The organism is Leifsonia sp. 22587 (assembly GCF_052044215.1).
In the GTDB taxonomy this organism is placed as follows: Bacteria; Actinomycetota; Actinomycetes; order Actinomycetales; family Microbacteriaceae; genus Leifsonia; species Leifsonia shinshuensis_C.
The window spans coordinates 762,109-781,614 of record NZ_JBQENB010000001.1 but is presented as its reverse complement, the minus strand read 5'-3'; the positions used below and the strand labels follow the sequence as shown (position 1 = coordinate 781,614).

Sequence of the window (19,506 nt, the reverse complement as noted above, 5' to 3'; positions counted from 1 at the left end):
CGCCGACTGCTCGTCTCGGCAGTCATCGTCGCCGTCCGTTCGCGACCTCGAGCAGAACATCGGCATGGCAGGGCTGATCCAGCGGGCACCAGCAGGCCAGGTTCTTGCCGGCGAGCTGCGCCCGGATCTCCTCGGGCTCCGGATAGCCCAACGCCGCTCGGGTCGCCGGGTCATCGAGCATCGCCCGGAACGCTGCGATGGCCTGCGCGCGGCCCAGGTCAGCGATCGGGAACGGATTGCCCCACTTCGACGGCCTCGCGACGACGACGGTGTTCTCGGGCTTCCGCCAGCCTTTCCGTCGGCTCAACTGAATGCGTCGTAGCAGCCCACCTGGCGACGCGGGAATGGTCACCGGTGGCTCCTGCGTAGGATTTCGAGGATCACGCACCCATCAAACACTCGCGTGCTCCGTGGGAAGAGCCCCACGCGTCCGAGCGGTGAAGCGCTCAGCGGCGGCGGCCTTTGCGTGAAGCCGGAGAGTCCCGCCGAAGCAGCCGTGCGACATTCTGGAGCAGCGCTGACGCGACGAGGCCGACGATCCCCAGAATGAGGAACGGCTTGATCGCGAGGTAGAGCGGCGGGAGCAGGCATCCCGTCGGCGAGGTGCACGGTTGATCGGCGAAGGCGCGGAAGACGAGGATGCCGACGATCGCCACGACCACCATGCCCCACGGCCGCAGGAGGTCGATCGCTCGCACCGGCGCTTTCGCCCCCGACCCGCGAGTGGTCTTGGGCGCGGAGGCGGCGGGCCGTCGTGTCGGTTGCCGCTTCGGAGATGCGCTCACTTGGAGTGGAGGCGTCTGCGGCCCGACGCGGGCGACCAGTCGCTCGAACCGCTGCATCACCCGGTGCGTGTCGGCGGCCCGCGGATCGACGTGCCAGGTCTGCGGCTCCTCGGCCGCGAGCTTCAACATGGCGGCCTCTGCCGCGCTCAGCTGCTGGGGCTGCGACTGCAGCCACGACACGAGCTCCAGCGCATCCACCACAGCGACCGGCCGATTCTGCGGTGCGCGACCGTCCTTGAGCGCCCGAGCCCCGAGGACCGCGAGCACCGGCCGAACCGGCACGGGAAAGCCGGTCTTGGCCTCCAGTCTGCGGGTCACATCCTGCGCGTCGCCTGCCGCAGACGGGAGGTGGCGCGTGTTCCCGTTGTTGACCCTCAGAACGCGGTCGCCGACCCACACCGAAGCTCCCGCGTGATGCTTGGTGTTGATGGCGAAGACGCCGGCCGGCCCGATCACCAGGTGGTCGACATCCTTGGTGCCTGCACCGATCGGGACGGAGTGCCGCACGAACCACTCGGGCCCCAGCTGAGCGAGCATCTGCCCCACGGCCATCTCGCCCACAGCGCCCTGATACCAGGACCACGCGTCGGGATGCAGAACCACCCGCTCGTCGGACCTCAGGTTGGGGTCGCGCTCCTCTTCCTCCGCCTGGACCTGCAGGCACTTGAGCGCGACCGCGTACCCGGCCGGCCGTGAGGACAGCGCGTTGATGCCCGCGAAGTCGACGCGTTCCGCCGTCGTCGGCGCTGCGGGTTCATCGGGCACAAGGACGACGGTATCCGCCGGGCCGCTGGCGGTCTCGCCCCCGAGCTGGGGACGCTGCTGCGCTACCGTGAACCATGACCACCGTCCACGACCGCTTCGACGACATCGTGACCGCTTTCGTCGGCCGTCCCGGCGTGACGCCCCCGATCCCCGGCGGCCCGCGGCGCTTCGGGTCGGATGCGCTGCGCGTCGACGGCTCCGTCTTCTGCATGGTGTCGAGCGGCGAGCGCTTCGTCGTGAAGCTGCCTGCGGCGCGCGTCGACGAGCTCATCGCGGCCTCCACCGGCGAGCCGTTCCGCGCGGGCACGAAGAGCCCGATGCGGCAGTGGCTGGTGGTGACGGATGCGGCACCAGGCGTCTGGGAGTCACTCGCCGAGGAGGCGTACGCGTTCACGCGCGAAGGCGGCGCCGCGCGTCGCTGACGCACGGATAGGGCGCCATCGCTGACGCCCCATCCATTCAGTCGCCCTTCACGTTGACGATCTGCCGGAGCTCGTGCCGCACCTTCACCAGGTCGGACGCGTCCGCCATGACCTGGTCTATCGGCTTGTAGGCGGCGGGGATCTCGTCCAGGAACGCATCCGTGTCCCGGTATTCGATGCCCTTCATGGCCTCCCTCAGCTGGTCGTGGGTGAACGTCTTCCGCGCCGCGCTCCGCGAGTAGTTCCTGCCCGCGCCGTGCGGGCTGGACTGCAGGGCGGCCGCGTTCCCGAGGCCCTCCACCACGTAGGAGGCGGTGCCCATCGACCCGGGGATGAGCCCGGGCTCGCCGGCCCGGGCCGAGATCGCGCCCTTCCGGGACAGCCACACGCTCTTCCCCCAGTGCGTCTCCTTCTGGGTGAAGTTGTGGTGGCAGTTGATCCGCTCCACCTCGGTGACCGCGGTCCCCATCCACTCGCTGAACTGCCGGACGACCCGGTCCATCATCTCCTCACGGTTGAGCAGCGCGTAGTGCTGCGCCCACCGCAGTTCGGCGATGTACCGGTCGAATTCGGGCGTGCCCTCGACGAGGTAGGCGAGATCCGGGTCGGGAAGCGTGATCCACCACTTCTCCATCAGCCGCTGGGCGACCTTGATGTGGCGCTGGGCGATCTTGTTGCCGACTCCCCGGCTCCCGGAGTGGAGGAACAGCCAGACACCGTCGGTCTCGTCGACGCTCACCTCGATGAAGTGGTTGCCGCTTCCCAGCGTCCCGAGCTGCTCCCGCCACGTGCCGAGCGCCCGCGCCGGGTCGAAGCCCGCAGCCTCGGCCATGGCCTCCAGCTCGGCCACTCTCGGTGCCGCGGTCGCGACGATCTTGTTGTTGTGCGCTCCGGCCGACACGGGGATGGCCCGCTCGATCTGCTCCCGCAGAACCCGCAGGTCGCCGTTCAGCTCGTCGAGCCGGAACTGCGTCCGGACCGCGATCATGCCGCACCCGATGTCGACGCCGACGGCGGCCGGCATCACCGCGCGAAGCGTCGGGATCACCGACCCGACCGTCGCTCCGAGCCCGAGGTGGGCGTCCGGCATCAGTGCCATGTGCGGGAACACGAACGGCATCGTGGATGTGGTCCGCGCCTGCTCCTCCGCCTTCGCGTCGAGGATGCTCGCCCAGCTGAGCAAGCGCTTGTTGATCTCTCTCATCGTCTTTCTTGTCTGTGTGGATTTCGGTGGGTGGATGGATGGCACCCGAGAGATCCGAAATGTCTCGAGCCGAAACGGCTGGGGAGACGTCGAACGCCCCGGGCCCTCGAAGGCACGGAGCGTCGAGAAATGACGGTTCGCGCCTACACGAGGTGCTGGAGTTCGCGCTGGCCGCGCTTGGTGGGCAGCGGTCGCTGAGGGCTGAGCGGGCGCAGATAGCTCACGGCTCGGTCCTCTCTCCAGATCAACGGGGCGTACGTTCGCTGGCCGATCGGCGCAGCTGTGCGAGCATAGCGGCACGCAGAGCGCGATGTCCAGGAAAAGAGTCTCCACTTCCTCCCATTGCGGCCAGAATGGCCCCATGAAGGATGCGGACGAGTCCCGCGAACTGCGCCGCCAGCAGCGCCACTGGGGTCGGCATGCGGAGAGCTACGACTCGAAGGTGGCCAAGGCCGAACTGTCGATGCTCGCCGGGACGCGCGAGTGGGTCGGCGAGCGCGCGACCGGCCGCGTGCTGGAGGTCGCGATCGGCAGCGGCCGCAGCCTCCCCTTCTACCGGCGGGATGTGTCGCTGGTCGGTGTCGACCTCAGTCCCGAGATGCTGTCCATCGCCCGGCGACGGGCCGCCGAGCTCGGCCGGCCGGTGGACCTCCGCGAGGGCAACGCGGAAGCCCTGCCCTTCGACGACGCATCGTTCGACACGGTGGTGTGCGCGCTGGCGCTGTGCTCCATCCCGCGTCCCGCCGTCGCGGTGGCGGAGATGGCACGAGTGGTGGCGCCGGGCGGGTCGGTGGTCGTCGTAGACCACGTCCGCAGCGACCGCGCCGTCTTCTTCGCCGGCCAGTGGATGCTCGAACGCTTCACCATCCCGCTCCAGGGCGAGCACCTGACGCGCCGCCACCGCGACGAGGTTGAAGCCGCCGGCCTTTCGGTCGTCGAGGACGAGCGCCTGCACTCCGGCTCGGTGGAGCGCATCCGTGCGGTGCGGGAGGCGACAACCTGATGGCGTGATGTCCGGGGTCTCTGCGACCATGGATTCGAACATACGTTCGAGCGATTGGAGGCAGCATGCGCGGCGAGGCGACGGTGCTGCACGCGGACCTCGACGCCTTCTACGCCTCGGTGGAGCAGCGCGATGCGCCCGGGCTCCGCGGTCGACCGGTCATCGTCGGTGGCGGTGTGGTGCTCGCCGCGAGCTATGAGGCGAAGGCGCGCGGAGTGCGCACTGCGATGGGCGGCCGGCAGGCGCGCGAGCTGTGCCCGGAGGCCGTGGTCGTCCCGCCGCGGATGGATGCGTACTCCGCCGCGAGCAAGGACGTCTTCGCGATCTTCCGCGATACGACTCCCCTCGTCGAGGGACTCTCGATCGACGAGGCGTTCCTCGAGGTCGGCGGACTCCGGCGCATCGCCGGCACGCCCGAGCAGATCGCGGCACGACTACGCGAGCGGGTACGCGCGGAGGTCGGCCTCGCCATCTCGGTCGGAATCGCCCGCACCAAGTTCCTCGCCAAGGTCGCGAGCGCCGTGAGCAAACCCGACGGCCTGCTGCTGGTCGAACCCGACCGCGAACAGGAGTTCCTGCTCCCGCTGCCGGTGGAACGCCTGTGGGGAGTCGGCGCCGTCACCGCGGACAAGCTGCACCGCCTCGGCATCCGCACCGTCGGCCAGCTCGCCGAGCTCGAAGAGGCGACCGCCGAGCGACTGCTCGGCAAGGCGACCGGCGCCCACCTCCACGCACTGGCCCGGCTGCGCGACCCACGGCCGGTCGACAGCACGAAGCGGCGCGGCTCCATCGGATCCCAGCGGGCGCTCGGAAGCCGCCCGCGCACCGCGGAGGAGCTCGACCTCATCCTCACCCAGATCGTCGACCGGCTGGCTCGACGGCTGCGGGATGGCGACCGCACGTGCCGCACGGTCGTGTTACGGCTGCGCTTCGGCGACTTCTCCCGGGCCACGCGATCGCGCACGCTCGGCTTCCCGTCGGACCGCACCTCGGTGCTGTTGACCGTGGCCCGCAGTCTGCTGGCGGCGGCTCAGCCGCAGATCGCAGAGCGTGGCATCACCCTCATCGGCATCTCGCTCTCGCACCTGGGGCGTTCGGACAGCTTCCAGCCCGAACTGCCGATCGACTGGGGGGACGGTGCGCGACTCGACACTGCTCTCGACGCCGTCCGCGACCGCTTCGGCGCGACCTCGGTCGCGCGGGCCGCGCAGCTCGGCCGCGACCCGGGATGGTCGGCGCCGCTGCTGCCCGAGCACGAATAGCGCGTCTTCCCGGGCCCCGCGGCACCGTCGAGCGAGCCAGGACAGCGAAAGGGCGCAGCGGATGCTGCGCCCCTTTTCGCCAGGCCGTTACCGTGCGGCCGACGTACTTCGCTGAGATCAGCGGCTGATGTATTCGCCGTCGGTGCCGTGCTCCAGCGTGTAGTACCGGGTGCTTCGGGTCTCGGCCGAGAGTGCCCACGAGCGCTCGACGCGTCCGGCAGCCGAGTCGTACTCGACGACGATGCGGTCTGCGGCGGTCGGGAGCTGGGCGGTCCACTGGCGGGGCGAGCCGAGTCCCTCGCCCTGGAGGACGATCTGCGGGCCGGCCGCCTGCGGGCGGCTGCTGAGTTCTGCCACCTGCGCGGCGTCGAGCCGAGCCTCGGTGATGGTGCGTGCGGTGAGTTCGACGTTCATTTCATCTCCAATATAACTAAACGTTTAGTTGTATAGTAGACCACGTCGGAGCAAAAGGAAAGCGGAGGAGCGACCATGGCCAGACGGTACGACCGGGACGAGAGCATCCGCCTGCTCCTGGAGGCGAGCGCTGAGGAGTTCGCGCGCCACGGCGTCGGCGGCGCGCGGGTCGACCGGATCGCCGATCGGGCCGAGGTCAACAAGGCGTCGATCTACTCGTACATCGGCAACAAGGACGACCTGTTCGAGGCGACCCTGCAATCCAAACTCGGTGAACTCGCCAAGACGGTCGCCATCCAGTCCGACGATCTCGCCGCGTACGCCGGGGACCTGTTCGACTTCCTCACCGCCGACCCGTCCGTCGCGTGGCTGTTCGAGCAGGAGGGGCTGCACTACGGCGCGGACGACGTCCCCGCGCTCGAGGAACGCTCCGACTACTTCCAGTCACGCGTCGCCGCCGTGCGCGCCGCCCTCGGTGACGACAGCGACCGCGATGCCGAGGCGATCTTCTTCTCCATCATCTCGATGGCGTACTGGTTCGTGGCGGCGCCGCAGCTGGTGCGGATGGTGTTCGGCGACGTCTCCGATGACGAGGCCAAGCGCCGCTACCGCGCCCATGTCGTGGCGACGGCGAAGGCCATGGTCGCGCGCTGACGCTCCCCCGGCCAGCCGAGACCGTCAGGGGCTGACGCGGACGCTGCGCCCCTCGAACGTGACGACATCCCCGATCTGCAGCTGCCGTCCGCGCCGGCGGTCGACCTCGCCGTTGACGGTGACGTAGCCGTCGATGATGGCCTCTTTCACGTTGCCCCCGGAGTCCAGGAGCCCCGCGAACTTGACGAACTGACCGAGGCGGATGCCGTCACTTCCGATGGGGACGTCTTCGATCGGAGCGGATGCGGCCATATCCACAGGCTAACCGACCAGGCGTTGCCGACGCGCAAGAGGATGATGGAGGCATGCCTACCGCCCACCGTCCCGGCCTTCAGGTCGACGCCGGACTCACCATCCCCGAGTCCGAGCTGTCGTGGCGGTTCTCGCGGTCGTCCGGTCCCGGCGGGCAGGGTGTGAACACCGCCGACTCCCGGGTGGAGCTCGTGTGGGATGTGGCCGCATCCACCGTTCTCTCGCCCGCCCAGCGGGAGCGCATCCTCGACCGCCTGAGCGGCCGCATCGTCGACGGGAAGCTGACGATCGCTGCCTCCGAGCACCGCGCGCAGTTGCGCAACCGGGACGCCGCGCGCGAGCGGCTGGCCGACCTCGTGGCCGACGCGCTCCGTCCGCCGGCGCCACCGCGCAGACCCACGAAGCCGAGCCGTGGCGCGAGGGAGCGGCGACTGGATGCCAAGAAGCGCCGCACCGATATCAAGCGGCTGCGACGCCCTCCCCACGACTGAGTCGGCAGCGGTCTGAAGCGGAGCACACACGGATCGCGCGTTCGGACGTAGCCTCACTCCGTGAGAACCATGTGGTTGCTGGTCGTCGTCGGGATCGTGCTCGTCCTCATCGGACTGTTGTGGACGCTTCAGGGGCTGAACGTGCTCGGCGGGTCCGTCATGAGCGGTTCCCCGGTGTGGGGCACGATCGGCCCCATCGTGCTCATCGTGGGCGTGGTGCTGATCATCGTGGCGCTGGTGCGCCGCCGCCGGCGCTCGGGCGCCTGACGACCGCAACGGTCGACGGCGCGCCGGCGCCCGACGACGGACGTCTCAGACGCGCCGGCTGCCGGTGAGCAGTCGCACGAGCCAGACGATCACGGCCAGCACGAGCAGGATGATCCCGACCCAGAGCAGGAAGTTCAGGGACGAGACGAAGCCTCCCGTGAGCAGGAGGATGATGGCGATCACGGCAATGACGATCAGGAGGATGTTCATCAGGGGACCCTTTCTGGTAGTTGGGCTGATGGTCCCAGGCAACCACCGGGGAGGGAGGGTCGCCTCACCCCTAGGGGTGTAATCTCGCGCCATGTCGGCACCGGCCACAACAACGAAGAAGCCGTTCACGATCGCGCTCGTGGACGACTACGACGTCGTGCTCCTCGGCCTGGCGCACATGTTCGACGCCTACAGCGACACCCTGGAGGTCGTCGAGATCGACGCGAACGCCCCGCTGAGCGAGTCGATCGACGTGGTGCTCTACGACGCCTTCGCCCAGCCCGAGTCCAGCCACGCCCAGATCGGCGAGCTCGTGAAGAACCCCCGCGCCCGCCACGTCGTCGTGTACACGTGGAACTTCCATCCCGAACTCATCGAGAGCGCTCGCGCGCAGGGCGTCCACGGCTACCTCTCGAAGACGCTCACCGCCCCGGAGCTGGTCGCAGCTCTGGAGGCTGTGAATGCCGGCGAGATCGTGCTGAGCGAACCGCCGCCGCGCGCCCGCAGCGCCGAGGAGCTCGATTGGCCGGGCAAGCAAGAGGGGATCACGGACCGCGAGTCCGAGATCCTGGCCCTGATCACCCAAGGCAAGAGCAACGCGGCGGTCGCCGAGCTCACCTACCTCAGCCCCAACACGGTCAAGTCGCACATCCGCAGCGTCTACCGGAAGATCGGCGCCGACAGCCGGACGCAGGCGGTGCTGTGGGGCGTGGAGCACGGTTTCACGCCGGACCACCGGCGGATCGAGCGGTGGGTGACGGAGGGGCGCTGAGGCGGGAGACCACTCCGGACCCTAAGACACCACGTATTCCAGCCCGACCGCCGACTCCAGCGTAGCGTTCCCCGCGTGCAGCGGCACGCTCCACGTCTGGTCCCCCACCACACCATCCACGGTGATGAGTGCCCAGCCCTGGAACGCCTCCACCGCTTCCCGCGTGCGCGGCCCGAAGATCCCGTCGATCGGCCCGGGCGTGACCCCGCCCCACTGGTCGGCGCCGTTGGTCAGCACCGTCTGCAGACTCGACACGACCGGCCCGTGCGTGCCCTCGTGCAGCAACGGCATGGGCCCCCCATCGGGCAGCGCCGCCCAGGTCAGCGGCCCGACGATCCCGTCGGGCACCAGGCCGGCCCCCTGCTGGAACTCGACGACCGCCGCGTGCGTCGCCGGGCCGAAGATCCCATCCACGACGACGCTCAGATTCGGCGTCCGCCGCAGCGCGCGCTGCACGCGCCTCACGGTGGTGCCGGTGTCCCCCTGCTGCACCGTCGGCTGTCCTGGATTCGACATGATCGCGTCCCTTCCCGACCAGCGCAGGTCCCGGGAAGTCCGGGCGAGATGTGGGGCACCGGCGTTCTACGGGAAGTGTTGCAGACGGGGGTGTGTGCGGCAATGAGTTGGGGGTCCGCTCGGTCGCATTTCAACGAGAGCGGCGGGCGGAGCTACGGCGCACGTCCGCGACTCCTGCCCGTCAAGCTTGTATGGCGGCGGCGTGTGCGCCAGCGGCAACACGAGCTAGTTTCGCTCGCAACGACCCGGCGTTCCTCCCGCGGGTTTTGGACGCGTGACAGTTAGGGCAAAGGGCGACCATGTTCGCGGGGTCGTCGTGGCCGCCTAATGCGAGATCCTTGACATGGTCCACTTCAAGGATGGGCTGGCCGCTCTTGTTCACTTCAGCAGGCATTCCTGTGCAATCCGGGTTTTCGCACAGGCCCCCACACCGGACGAGCACCGCGGCCCGAGCTGTCAAACTGCGTTGGAAGTCGAAGCTGATGCGGCCCGAACGCCGTGGCACAGGAGCCGGCGCACCAAGACGCCGGACAAGTTCAATGTACGAAGCATCGGAACGAGCCGCGGGCTCAAGTTCGGGCGAGTCGAACACGACGGCGGACTCACGCGCGAGATGCACTTCGCTAGGCCATTCCGTTTGTTCTTGGCTGGGCACCGGTACGAAGCACCACTCGATCTCCCACCGCGGCGTCTTCTCCGAATCAAGGCCGTTGACCCACGCGCGACCCACGACCGCTACCCAACACCAAAACCGCCATGGCTGACCATCGGCCTTGTACCAAAACCGAACAGCAGTGCCGTCCCGTCGCGCCCTTTCCAAGCGCGTGTTTCCTGGCGAGTCGAGCCGTTGAGGACCTGTGAGGCCGTCCCCGCGGTAGCCGAACTGACCGAAACCGGAAGGCGGCTCATCGGCATACGGTCCGCTTGCATCTGAGAAAGCGTTGACTGTGTCCTCGCCAGGAAAGCAAACAATCCCGGCGACCTTGTCGCCACCATACATTTCCTGAATCGCGGTGCGATCCGGATACTCGTCATTTAGACGTGGCGGTTGCATCTCGGCGCGGCTGGCAACGCTGAACCCCAGCCTACGTAGCGCCTTGGCAGCACCATCGGTACCTCCCGAGAACTCGGAGCTCGCCAGAGCTCCATGGCCCGGATGCTCAATGCCGTACGCCACGGCCACGACTGGCTTGGAGTCGATGAGGTCGCCCTCAAACTGCAGGAAGTAGTCGCGCGAACCCTCAAAGCCGTAACGGTCGAGGAAAGCGTGGCGCCCGATGTGCCGGAATTCTGCAATCGCTTCTTCTACTGCCGCTCTGCTCGTCAGCCGCGATAAACCAACCAACGTTCCTCCCAGGCGCAGTCGACCCGAGGTCGATGAATGCATGCATTATGAGGCTGTCAGAATCAGCAATGAACTCCCATCCCCCAATGAGGCGCCAGGACACAATCTGGGGGGATATGTCCGAGGTTCGCCGATCTGCGAATCACCGGTCAGACATGTAGGACTGAACGACCGCCCAAGTCGGGGCCAGAGGTGCCCTGGAGAGACTCGAAAACTGCGACCACCCTTTAAGCACTGTCCGCCTGATGCCTAATCCGCGGAATTCCGGGCTTTTCGACCCCATAGAGATGACTGCGATCACGCAGGAACTCACTCGTTTGTGGGCAAATTGTGGGCAAATTTGGTCATCACGCTTGTTGTTCAAGTGTAATGTACCAGGACATCTCCGACGTTTCTGCACCAGGACACCTCTGACAAAGGATGTATCAGGACATCTCTGACACTCCGCGAGTCTTGCGTGGCCCTCGGGGTCCGCGGGGGTTGCAGCTGCCGACGTATTTGGTGGCGGGAGCCGGCCAGGGATATTCGGCCAGGAGGTGCCATCGGCGTCGAAAATCAGCAGTCGGTCATTTTCCTCGACCCGATAGGCGATCGCTCCCGGCGAGGGTGCGGCTGACCTGGAACTTGGCGCCGCGGGCATAGACGGTGCCGTTATCGTGGATCCGCGTCATCCGTATTTACCACCCATTCTCGATTCCGAACGGGCCTGCTCAACGCTAAGCGCTTCAGATCCTGTAACCCGACTCGCGGGCTTGAGCAGCCACCCGGCCCACGTGGCTGGGTACGTGAACAGCTACTCCACCAGTTGCTTGACGCCCGATGCATCAGAAAGCTGAGCAAACGAAAGTGCAGTTCGCTCGGATTCCGGGATGCTCATGCGCTCAGCGAGGATGGAAGCGACAGCCCGGATGGCCTCACTCGAGTCGCGCCCTTTGGAGAAGCGCCACGTGAAGTTCTCACGATTAGTGATTAGATCGACTCCCCCTCGGGCGCCAGAACTCTCGGCGTGGTGACGTACATAGCGGATGTCCGCGTTCGAGATCGACCGCCGAAGCACGCCCCGAGCGTGAAACTCACTGCGGTTCGCGACCAGAACTCGCGCGTCCGTCACCGCAACGATGAGGTCCCCTTGCTCGTACCCCGTGGTGGCCGCTTCCAGGATGTCCTGGCGGCGGAGGGTCGCCTCGACCGCGGCGGCGACAGAATCCATCCTGCGCCCTACCTTGTTGCCGAATTGCTCGAGCGCACCGTCCATCAATTCATGTGCGGTACAGATCGCGAGCAGCCGCTCGTCGCCGGAAAGATGCCAGCGCAGGATCCTGAGATCTTTGTCAAGCTGTTCGTCCTTGTCTACGAGGACGACGTCGGGGCGCACAACAGGCGCGGGTTCCAGGTGGATCGAATCAGAGATTTGCTCCACGGCGGCGACCAGCTGTTGCGCCATCTTCGCGACCTCGCCGGCGCTTCGACGCGACCCTGTGAACGGGATCGTCCGCTTTCCCGGGAGCTCGGCGAGAATGGCCAACTCACGGTGAACCGATCCGAGAATCGTCGCCATTTCGTCAACGACCTTGTCGTGCTCGGCGCGGGCGCTGTCGACGATGGCTTCCAGGAGTCTGGCGTCGGCCGGATCGTTCTCCGCGTTTAGACGAGCACGTCCGGCGCGGATGGCTTGGTATTCGAACCATGATTTGTGAGCCACGACGAGACAGTGAAGATCGAGCAGGATCGCCTCACCGTTCTTTTCGATGTACTGCCGACGCTCCTGGTGCCCGTTCAGCTTCGACAGCTCGGCCGTGTGGGTCAGTGTGTTGCGTCGGAAGAGGTCTCGTTGTTTGCTGAGTTCAGCCTCGTAGCCGGCGATGTTCTCCCAGATCAAAGGCGTAACTTCACCGACCCTGGTCGCCTCTGCCAGCGCCTTCGAGACAGCCTGCTCGAGACCGGTGAGCTCCGCCCACTGCAGATTGCGGACCGACTTGAGCACGGACTCGGTGAGCGCCATGTTCTGCCGAACCAGCGACGAGACCTCGCTGAGCTGCATTTGGATCGCGATCATGGCGATCGCCGGCCCGACGCTTGCCAGGACGCCAGCCACTGTCGGTGCTGTGGCCGGCAGCCAACGGACCGAGTTGGAGAAGTGGTTGCCGACACGCAATGTTCCGAGGAAGTAGCCACCGCTCTTGATCGGCTCGGCACCAGCTTGAAGTGCCTTCAAGGTCTCAGGGGCGAGCCGCACAAGCCCCTGGGCCTGCGCTAGCGCGTTCGCCGCCTGTGCGCCCACGTTCAGGATCGAGCTGGACGCCGCGAAGGCGCTTACGATCGCACGTTGATCGGCGGAGGAGATCAGCTTGAAGGGAACGAGATCCAGACCGTCGGGAACGTCACCGAAGACGAGTGCCTGACCCGGTGCAACCTCGACCAACGCAGTACCTGGATTCACATCCACGGCGCCTGCGTCGGTAGAACCACTGTCAGCGTGGTCGGCTTGGCGTTCAGCATCGTCGCTCACTGTTCTCCTGTCCCGAGTGCTCGAGAACTGAGGTTACCCGGCAGCACCGACGCGCCACGGACTCAACGCGCGGGTGATCGTGGCGGGTGCAGGTCGATCGTGGGCACACGGGCGCCGTCGACGCCGCGCTTGCGCAGCAGTTCGACCATGTCCTCCTGTCGGGGTTGCCCGAGCGTCAGCCGGTAGAGCGCGAGGTCGTCGCGAAGCCGCTCGTATCGCTCCTGGTCGCGACTCAGCGGGTAGCGCGCGAGAATCCGCTCAACGTGCGCAGCTCCCGGGTACACCCACCAGGGGGCGAACTCGCCGTACTCCTCGACGGCGGCCGACGAAGAAGCAGCGCTGAAGGCGGCCGCCCACGGATCCTCGCTGTCATCTGCGAGAACATCGCTCCAGTGCGCATCCGCTACATTCCGGCGGATGGCGTGACCCGCGAAGCGATTCACCCGCCCTTCACGTTGCTCGAAGTCGACGGGGTTGCGCGGGAGGTTCCAATGCACGACGGCGTGGCACCACCAGTGGAAATCGATGCCCTCCTGGCCGACGCTTGTCGAAACGAGGACGAAAGGAGCGAACGGACTGTTGAATGCGGCGCGCACAGCGCCGTCTCGAACATCCGCGTTGTCGCCGAAGCGCGCCCCGTACCTCAGTGCGAATCGCGCATGGAACGGGATCGGTGCGCGACTCTGGGTGGTGTCGTGACCAAGGTAACGCGCGGGACGAAGGCGAAGCACTTCGGAGGCGTGCCGTGCGATCTGAAGCAGCTGCGCGTCGCCGATGTCCGCTCCGCCGAGATCGCTTCGGAGCTGGAAGACGTACTCGTCAAGGACCGCCTGGAGGTTGCCATCGGCGCAGTAGGACAGCACCGACGACCAGTAAGGCTGGTCGGCACGGTCGCCATAGATTCCGACGATGGTGGCGACGCTCTCGATTCGGTCGAAGAGCCGGCGCAGACCATCGGCGAGCGCAAACGCAGCCGCCCATATTCCCTCAGGAGTCGTATTCGCCCCTGCGATGCGCTGGACGGCTCGATACGCGATGTTGCCCGGCGCGTGCACTGCGAGTCGGGCAAGGTCGGGATGTCCAGACTCCGCACGAGAGGCCTCGAACCGGCTCATCGCCTCCTCGACATGGCGCAGCACACCCGAATCCGGGACATCGTTAGCCGCGTCTTCGCTCGTCTCGTCACCGAGCGCGGTGCGCACCAGACTTCGCGCATCACCGTTCTGAGGCAACAGTCCGTCGATCGAGAAGAAGGCATCCCATGCGTTGTCCGCAACGCTGGTCGGGAAACCTCGCTCGGCGTACTGCTCGGCGTCGGCTGCGGCCAATCGTTGCCCGGCCGTTCGTGCGGCTACGAGAGGGTCACCCGCGCGCGCCAGAGACGGGTGGGGCCAGAACAGCGCGAGGGTCGACAAGGCGCCGACTTCGCCGGCTTTGGTCCGATACGTGAAGCGGTCGGCGACCCGGAGCCGCGCCTGCGGGGTGTTCTCCGTGAGGAATCCCCCGGATGCTTCGGCGATGGCTCGGTCCGCCTCGTACGAGAGCAGCGAAGCGACCGAGGTCGGCACACCGGACCAGGCCGAGAACACGAGCCGTTTCGTGACATCGCCGATCGCGGCGTAGATCGGACCCGGCTGGAGGTACGGCATAGAGGGCGGCATCCAGAGCATCCGCCACCAGCCGGAGTCGACTGTCTCCCCCTTCAGAGCGGCGAGGTATCCGTTGGCTGGCGCGACCGGGGCAAACTCCGCCACGTCGGTCGGATCTATCGACCGCATCAAGGCGAGTACGGCCTCGGCACGTCGCCCCTCAGGCAGACCGAACGCCTCGCGCGCCGTCACCCCGGGCTTGTATCCCTCCATGAAGTTCGCGAAGTACGGGATGGACTTCCAGTACTCGATATCGATTGGCGCGCCGATCTCCTCGCCGAAGGTACGCAGGTGGACGAAGTCGATGATGTCTGCAGGCTCGGGCACGTCGACAGGCAGCTCGCTGATCACGAAGCTGTGGCTGAGTTGCGGGCGCTCCGACCTCGTCATATACGGAAGCAAGGCATCCCGCACAGCTTCGGCCGCAGCGTGGGCATCCCCGCCCCGGATCAGTGCGTCGCGGTAGCCCTCGAGCGCACCACGAACGCGAGCGACCGGTTCGTCCTCCCAGCCTGTGAGGAATCGGACCGTAGCGAGGAATTCCGTGTAATGGTCGTCCTCGACGTCGTCGGCTCGCGTGAACGGTGAATACGGGGTTGCCGACAGGAGCAGCACGCGGGCGCTCTCATGCGTGAACATCGCGTGAGCCAGTTCGGCGGCCTCGCTCGTTCCGGGGTCGGCGAGCAGCTCGCGGAACCTCTGGAACTCGTCGAGAATGACCAGGTCCGGCTCGAGTGCGTTCAAGCTCGCCTTCGCGAGAGCCTGGCGAAGGCTGCCGACGACGGACGCAATGCGATCCCCGTGCACGTCCGTACCGGATGCCCGCTCCCTAACGAGTGCCCGTACACGACCGAGCACCGATGACGCGTCATCGTCGGCGCTCCCGCCATCCCGGATCAACGACTCGAACGCGCCCTGGATGGCCGGGTCGACATCCCCTCCCATCTGCCGGGCCAGGTCGTCCACCCCGTCTCGGAATCTCTCAATTCCCTTGGTCGCCTTCATCAGATCGATGAGCGCGTCCCACTCGCTTCCCTCCGTCACGACAAGGGGCCTGAGGAGGAGACAGAGGAGCGCTCGTTCCTCCCATCTGCCGGTGCGCCATCCGCCTCCGGTCATCCCGGACGTCGCCGGCGTGAACGAGATCAGATTGATCTTCTTTCCGCCGCCTTCCGACGGAGCGGATAGCCGTGGCAAAACAGTCGCGAGAAGAGTCAGGCGTGTAGCGAGCGGGAGTTCGCCCTCACCGGTGACATTGAGACGGTGAAGGTTCTGTTGCGCGAGGTCCTGATTGGAGCAGATGTAAACGATGTCGATCCGTTCGACCCTCGGATCCACTTCCAGCTTTTCGATCGATCGCGCGATCGCGCCACGCGCCACGATGCTCTTTCCCAAGCCGGTCTCGTCGGCGATCAGGAATCGACGAGAGGCGGGCTCGTCGCCATCGGGGTAGAACCGTGCGATGAGGTGATCGACCGCGTCGTGCTGGAAGCCTTTGAGCCCGCGTAGAACGCCGGCAACGTCGACGTCAGCCATGCTCGCTCTTCTTCGTCAAGGTCTGCTGCGCTGCCCAGATCGATGCCCACAGCGCTTCGAAGCCTTCCGGAAGGACGGACGTGCCGTCCGGCTGCCTTCCGAGGTATTCGATGACCCGTTGCACGTCCTCGAGACCGGTGCGGTCGGGGCCGACCGCGCGCACCAGCGCTTCGAACAGGCCCCCCGTATGCGCACCTTCGGCGGCAATCGGCTGCCAGCTGCCTTCGCCTCCGCGACCAGGAAGCGCAAGGCCTCCCAACTCCAGCAAGAGCATGAGGAAGCGCACGAACGCCGCACGATCGGTGAGATGCGCGGCGATCACCGCGTCTCGGCGATCGGCCGGGTCGTCGTGGAGCTCGGCGAGGACGACAGCTTGCTGAGCGAACCGCTCACCCCGCGCGTCCTGTGCTCTCACAATGATGAACGGCGTGATGTCGGTGAGACTCAGATCGCCAACGGTCGACGGCGCGCCCTGCTCGTTTGGAAGACCCGGAATGACGAGACCAGTGCGGGTGATCGGGTGCCACGATAGTTCCACATCCGGCGGAACCGCGACCTCCCCCTCTCGCCAGACATGCAATTCGTACGACGCAACGTGCACCACGCGCGCATACATTCGGATTCCCGCGACCCGTCTCAACACTGCGGAGAGGTCACGATCCGCCCGGTCGTCCTCGGTCTCCGCGACACCGCCGGTGTACTCGTACTCCTGAAGGAAATCGCTGAGGCCTTCGAGCGTCTTCTCCACCCCGAACGTGTTCACCTTTCCGACGGCCTCAACCATCACTTCGACGTTCTCGTGCAGCGCCGGACCGGTGGCATTGAGCGATCCCATGAAGACATGGGCCCCGTCCTGACGGTCGAATACATACGTCTTGGCGTGGAGCCCGGTGAGCGGAGACCGACGATTCTTCCGGAGGTCGTCCTCCGACGCGAAATCGGCTGCGTCGTCGAGGACATAGGCCTGGCGCAGCTTCCTGTCGAAGGTCGTCGGCGAGAGCGAGTCGATGCTGGTCGGCCGAGACACCAAGTACGCATCGCCGTAGGCTCCCCTCTTGACCTCGATCAAGCCGGCGTCAGTCAGGAACGGCGACATGAAGAGCCCCCGGACACCCCGGAACTCCGGCTGCGGTCGATCTCCCACACCCCAGACATGGAACCGGACATCGTGCATACCCGCAGGCGCCGTCCAGACCACATCGCGAATGCTCGACGCTAAGCGCTCGATGCGCGACCGCCGCTCGGGAGGCAACGGCCGAACCGCCAGGTCCGGCAGAGCACGGAGCAGGCGCGCGAGCGGTTCGTTGACCATCCGTGCTGCGGCCCGCTCCGGCGGCAGAGCCGGTGCTCCATCGAGAGAGATCACGACATCCCAGCTCCGGTCCGCGGTGAGGTTACGGCTCGCGCAGACGAATCGATAGGTGCGCTCTGTCCCGCGCTCGTACTCGAGGAACCACACCTTCGGATGGAAGATCCCTCGCGCGACCTCGACGGGATGCACCATCGACTCCAGGAACGACACCAGTGCGCTAGGCGGGATCTCGACGCCGACCTGCCCTGCCTGCGCGAAAACGTCGACTTTGTCACCGGCACGGCGAACCGCGTCGAGGATCCCGATCGGGTCGTCGTCCGCGGTGACCCGGTGCGCTGCAAACGAAAGCGGAACCGTCAGCGCGGTGTCGAGATCGAGGGTGAAAGTCGTCGCGACCGCGTGGGACAGCGCGAAGCCCGTCGGAGGGCGCAGCATGTCCGTCAGCGCGGCCCGCGCCTGCGGCTCAAGCATCGCCGTCCAAACCCGCGTGGATGTCGAGGGCGAGTGCACGCACTGTCTCCCAGCGGAACGTGAGGGCTCCAGCACCGGCTGCACCGGACCACGCACTGAGCCGCTTCGGATTGCCCAGCCGCGCAAGCGCCCCCTTCTGTCGGCGCTCCCGCTCGCGGACGAGACCCTTCGCGACACTGTCATCGGCGATCGTTCGCGGGTCGGCGCGTTTGACGTGTTCGACCCAATCGGAGACGAAGCGCTTCGAACTGGGTGCGATCGTCGCCTTCGCGGTGCCGTACACCCAGTGCCAGAGTTCACCGATGTCCCACCGATCAATCCGCGTCCGCTGCACCCGGTCGGCCCACTCAGCCAGTTCGCCCCGATAGTGGTCTACTGCCGCAGGATACCTACGGCGGTCCTCGGGAACGAGGCTTTCGTACTCTTCGGCCAGCAGAAGGTTGTAGAGCAGTGCAGCCCCGTGCATCGCTGTCGAGAAGGCCTCCGCGTTGCGCAGCAATGTCGCCGCGTCTCCCTCGCTCCCGAGCACAGCAGGATCGGCCCATGGGCTCCGGCTGTCCTTTAGCGGCGCATGCTGCATGAGGTGCGACATGACCGTGTCGGGTGCGTGCTCCAGCACGCGTTCCCGCAGCCAACTGGCCTCGTCCCGCGAGAGGGCGAACGCGTTCTCTATCTGGTGCGGGAACTTTGGCGGAATCGGCGGAAGGGTTGGAGCCCATCCCGAGCTTCGCTTGCGAACACTTTCATCGTCGCCGTCCTGGACCCGTGCCACCGAATCGAACACGTCGGATTTTGCGGTGCTCTCCTCGCGGACGATGCCGTATCGGCGCAAGGTTCCCCAGTAGATCGTCGACGGCAGCGTCTGCAGGGCTTGACCGGCTCGCGCACCGAGCAGACCGGTGAGATCGTCGCTACCCGATGCGCGAAGAGTGGAGATCAGCTGCCGCTCGTTCTTCTCCGCCAGCGCCATCGGATCGGATGCGCCCTCGGCGAGCTGGAAACACCATGGAACAAACAGGAGATAGCGCGCCCGCGTCAGCAGTACTGTCGTCCCGGGAAACAGTCCTTCGGAAATCACGTCACGGACTTGCCCGATCCCAAGTTCATCACGACTATCTCGATCGGTGAACAGCTTGATGATGTCCCGCATCCTGGCTTGATCGTCCGTGTCGGCATCGAGCCAGGCGATCAATGAGGTCACCGTCTAAAGCTAGTGGGAGCCGATCCGATTCGTCGGCAAGTACGAGCAGCCTTCCGCGGTGGACCCGCCGGTCAAGCCCTAGTAGTTGGCCCCAAACGAGGCGGAGGCAGCGTAGCGCTACGTGCAACCGTCGCGGAGGCGATATCGAACCCGTCTCAATGGGAAAGCTTCAAGGCGCCTCACAAACTGCGACCAGCCTCTAAGCCCGTCGACGTCGCACCTAAATCGCGAATGCCGCGCTTTTTCATCGCAAGGAATGACGGCGATGACATAAGAACTCGCCCGGTTGGGGGCAATTTATGGCAAATCTGCTCGGAGTTGGGGCACGAGCTGTCCGCAGCGCCGGCGACAGCTACTGACGCACGACCGGGTGAACGTCAACAACCTCGCCGCCTGGCTGGCCACGATCGAGATCGATAGGCCACCCGAAGCAAGAACGGCGTCCATCTAGGTGCTTGCGGACCTC

Annotated in this window: 19 protein-coding genes; 7 read left to right on the top strand and 12 right to left on the bottom strand. The window is 66.4% G+C overall.

Annotated features, from left to right (window positions below; translation table 11 throughout):
• Positions 1–22: 22 nt before the first annotated feature.
• Both ACTJI1_RS03865 and ACTJI1_RS03860 read right to left on the bottom strand, forming a co-directional pair.
• Positions 23–352, bottom strand: coding sequence for a DUF4326 domain-containing protein (locus ACTJI1_RS03865; RefSeq protein ID WP_440741610.1), 330 nt, complete (start codon positions 350–352; stop codon positions 23–25).
• Positions 353–446: 94 nt separating this feature from the next.
• On the bottom strand, positions 447–1,550 hold the full coding sequence (locus tag ACTJI1_RS03860) for a nuclease-related domain-containing protein (protein ID WP_440741609.1): 1,104 nt from the start codon (positions 1,548–1,550) through the stop codon (positions 447–449).
• A 74-nt stretch (positions 1,551–1,624) separates the two neighbouring features.
• Here ACTJI1_RS03860 and ACTJI1_RS03855 point away from each other — a divergent pair, with 74 nt between their 5' ends.
• Positions 1,625–1,972 (top strand): hypothetical protein, encoded by a 348-nt coding sequence (locus ACTJI1_RS03855; RefSeq protein WP_440741608.1) that lies wholly within the window; start codon positions 1,625–1,627, stop codon positions 1,970–1,972.
• Positions 1,973–2,009: 37 nt separating this feature from the next.
• Here the strand turns inward: ACTJI1_RS03855 and ACTJI1_RS03850 are convergent, their stop codons facing one another.
• Entirely contained in the window at positions 2,010–3,176 is a 1,167-nt protein-coding gene (locus ACTJI1_RS03850) for an RtcB family protein (protein ID WP_440741607.1), read from the bottom strand.
• Between the two features lie 361 nt (positions 3,177–3,537).
• Between ACTJI1_RS03850 and ACTJI1_RS03845 the strand changes: the two genes are divergently transcribed.
• Both ACTJI1_RS03845 and dinB read left to right on the top strand, forming a co-directional pair.
• Entirely contained in the window at positions 3,538–4,179 is a 642-nt protein-coding gene (locus ACTJI1_RS03845; RefSeq protein ID WP_440741606.1) for a class I SAM-dependent methyltransferase, read from the top strand.
• A gap of 65 nt (positions 4,180–4,244) precedes the next feature.
• Positions 4,245–5,441: a DNA polymerase IV gene (gene dinB / locus ACTJI1_RS03840; RefSeq protein ID WP_440741605.1), complete on the top strand. Its 1,197-nt coding sequence runs from the start codon at positions 4,245–4,247 to the stop codon at positions 5,439–5,441.
• Between the two features lie 117 nt (positions 5,442–5,558).
• Here dinB and ACTJI1_RS03835 read toward each other — a convergent pair whose 3' ends face one another.
• Entirely contained in the window at positions 5,559–5,855 is a 297-nt protein-coding gene (locus tag ACTJI1_RS03835; RefSeq protein WP_440741604.1) for a hypothetical protein, read from the bottom strand.
• A gap of 75 nt (positions 5,856–5,930) precedes the next feature.
• Between ACTJI1_RS03835 and ACTJI1_RS03830 the strand changes: the two genes are divergently transcribed.
• The gene (locus ACTJI1_RS03830) at positions 5,931–6,509 is read left to right on the top strand and encodes a TetR family transcriptional regulator (protein ID WP_440741603.1); all 579 of its coding nucleotides are present in this window, start codon (positions 5,931–5,933) and stop codon (positions 6,507–6,509) included.
• A gap of 24 nt (positions 6,510–6,533) precedes the next feature.
• Here the strand turns inward: ACTJI1_RS03830 and ACTJI1_RS03825 are convergent, their stop codons facing one another.
• Positions 6,534–6,761, bottom strand: a complete 228-nt coding sequence (locus ACTJI1_RS03825; RefSeq protein WP_310130536.1) for an RNA-binding S4 domain-containing protein — start codon at positions 6,759–6,761, stop codon at positions 6,534–6,536.
• A 53-nt stretch (positions 6,762–6,814) separates the two neighbouring features.
• On the opposite strand from ACTJI1_RS03825, the gene arfB reads away from it, so the two are divergent.
• Together arfB and ACTJI1_RS03815 are read left to right on the top strand one after the other, a co-directional pair.
• A complete protein-coding gene (gene arfB, locus ACTJI1_RS03820; protein WP_440741602.1) occupies positions 6,815–7,252 on the top strand; it encodes an alternative ribosome rescue aminoacyl-tRNA hydrolase ArfB in 438 nt (145 codons plus the stop codon).
• 69 nt (positions 7,253–7,321) lie between these two features.
• The gene (locus ACTJI1_RS03815; RefSeq protein ID WP_310134967.1) at positions 7,322–7,519 is read left to right on the top strand and encodes a hypothetical protein; all 198 of its coding nucleotides are present in this window, start codon (positions 7,322–7,324) and stop codon (positions 7,517–7,519) included.
• 45 nt (positions 7,520–7,564) lie between these two features.
• Here ACTJI1_RS03815 and ACTJI1_RS03810 read toward each other — a convergent pair whose 3' ends face one another.
• On the bottom strand, positions 7,565–7,729 hold the full coding sequence (locus tag ACTJI1_RS03810) for a hypothetical protein (protein ID WP_440741601.1): 165 nt from the start codon (positions 7,727–7,729) through the stop codon (positions 7,565–7,567).
• A gap of 91 nt (positions 7,730–7,820) precedes the next feature.
• Here ACTJI1_RS03810 and ACTJI1_RS03805 point away from each other — a divergent pair, with 91 nt between their 5' ends.
• Complete coding sequence (locus ACTJI1_RS03805; protein ID WP_440741600.1) at positions 7,821–8,501, top strand: response regulator transcription factor; 681 nt, start codon at positions 7,821–7,823, stop codon at positions 8,499–8,501.
• A 21-nt stretch (positions 8,502–8,522) separates the two neighbouring features.
• Here ACTJI1_RS03805 and ACTJI1_RS03800 read toward each other — a convergent pair whose 3' ends face one another.
• From ACTJI1_RS03800 to ACTJI1_RS03775, 6 genes are all read right to left on the bottom strand, one after another.
• Positions 8,523–9,017, bottom strand: a complete 495-nt coding sequence (locus ACTJI1_RS03800; RefSeq protein WP_440741599.1) for a peptidoglycan-binding domain-containing protein — start codon at positions 9,015–9,017, stop codon at positions 8,523–8,525.
• Positions 9,018–9,198: 181 nt separating this feature from the next.
• On the bottom strand, positions 9,199–10,404 hold the full coding sequence (locus ACTJI1_RS03795; protein ID WP_440741598.1) for an HNH endonuclease signature motif containing protein: 1,206 nt from the start codon (positions 10,402–10,404) through the stop codon (positions 9,199–9,201).
• A gap of 751 nt (positions 10,405–11,155) precedes the next feature.
• A complete protein-coding gene (locus tag ACTJI1_RS03790) occupies positions 11,156–12,871 on the bottom strand; it encodes a hypothetical protein (protein WP_440741597.1) in 1,716 nt (571 codons plus the stop codon).
• A gap of 62 nt (positions 12,872–12,933) precedes the next feature.
• On the bottom strand, positions 12,934–16,056 hold the full coding sequence (locus ACTJI1_RS03785; protein WP_440741596.1) for a DEAD/DEAH box helicase: 3,123 nt from the start codon (positions 16,054–16,056) through the stop codon (positions 12,934–12,936).
• Complete coding sequence (locus ACTJI1_RS03780) at positions 16,049–17,839, bottom strand: hypothetical protein (protein ID WP_440741595.1); 1,791 nt, start codon at positions 17,837–17,839, stop codon at positions 16,049–16,051. Before ACTJI1_RS03780 ends, ACTJI1_RS03785 begins: the two co-directional genes overlap by 8 nt.
• The gene (locus ACTJI1_RS03775; RefSeq protein WP_440741594.1) at positions 17,832–19,040 is read right to left on the bottom strand and encodes a DUF6361 family protein; all 1,209 of its coding nucleotides are present in this window, start codon (positions 19,038–19,040) and stop codon (positions 17,832–17,834) included. Before ACTJI1_RS03775 ends, ACTJI1_RS03780 begins: the two co-directional genes overlap by 8 nt.
• Positions 19,041–19,506 lie beyond the last annotated feature (466 nt).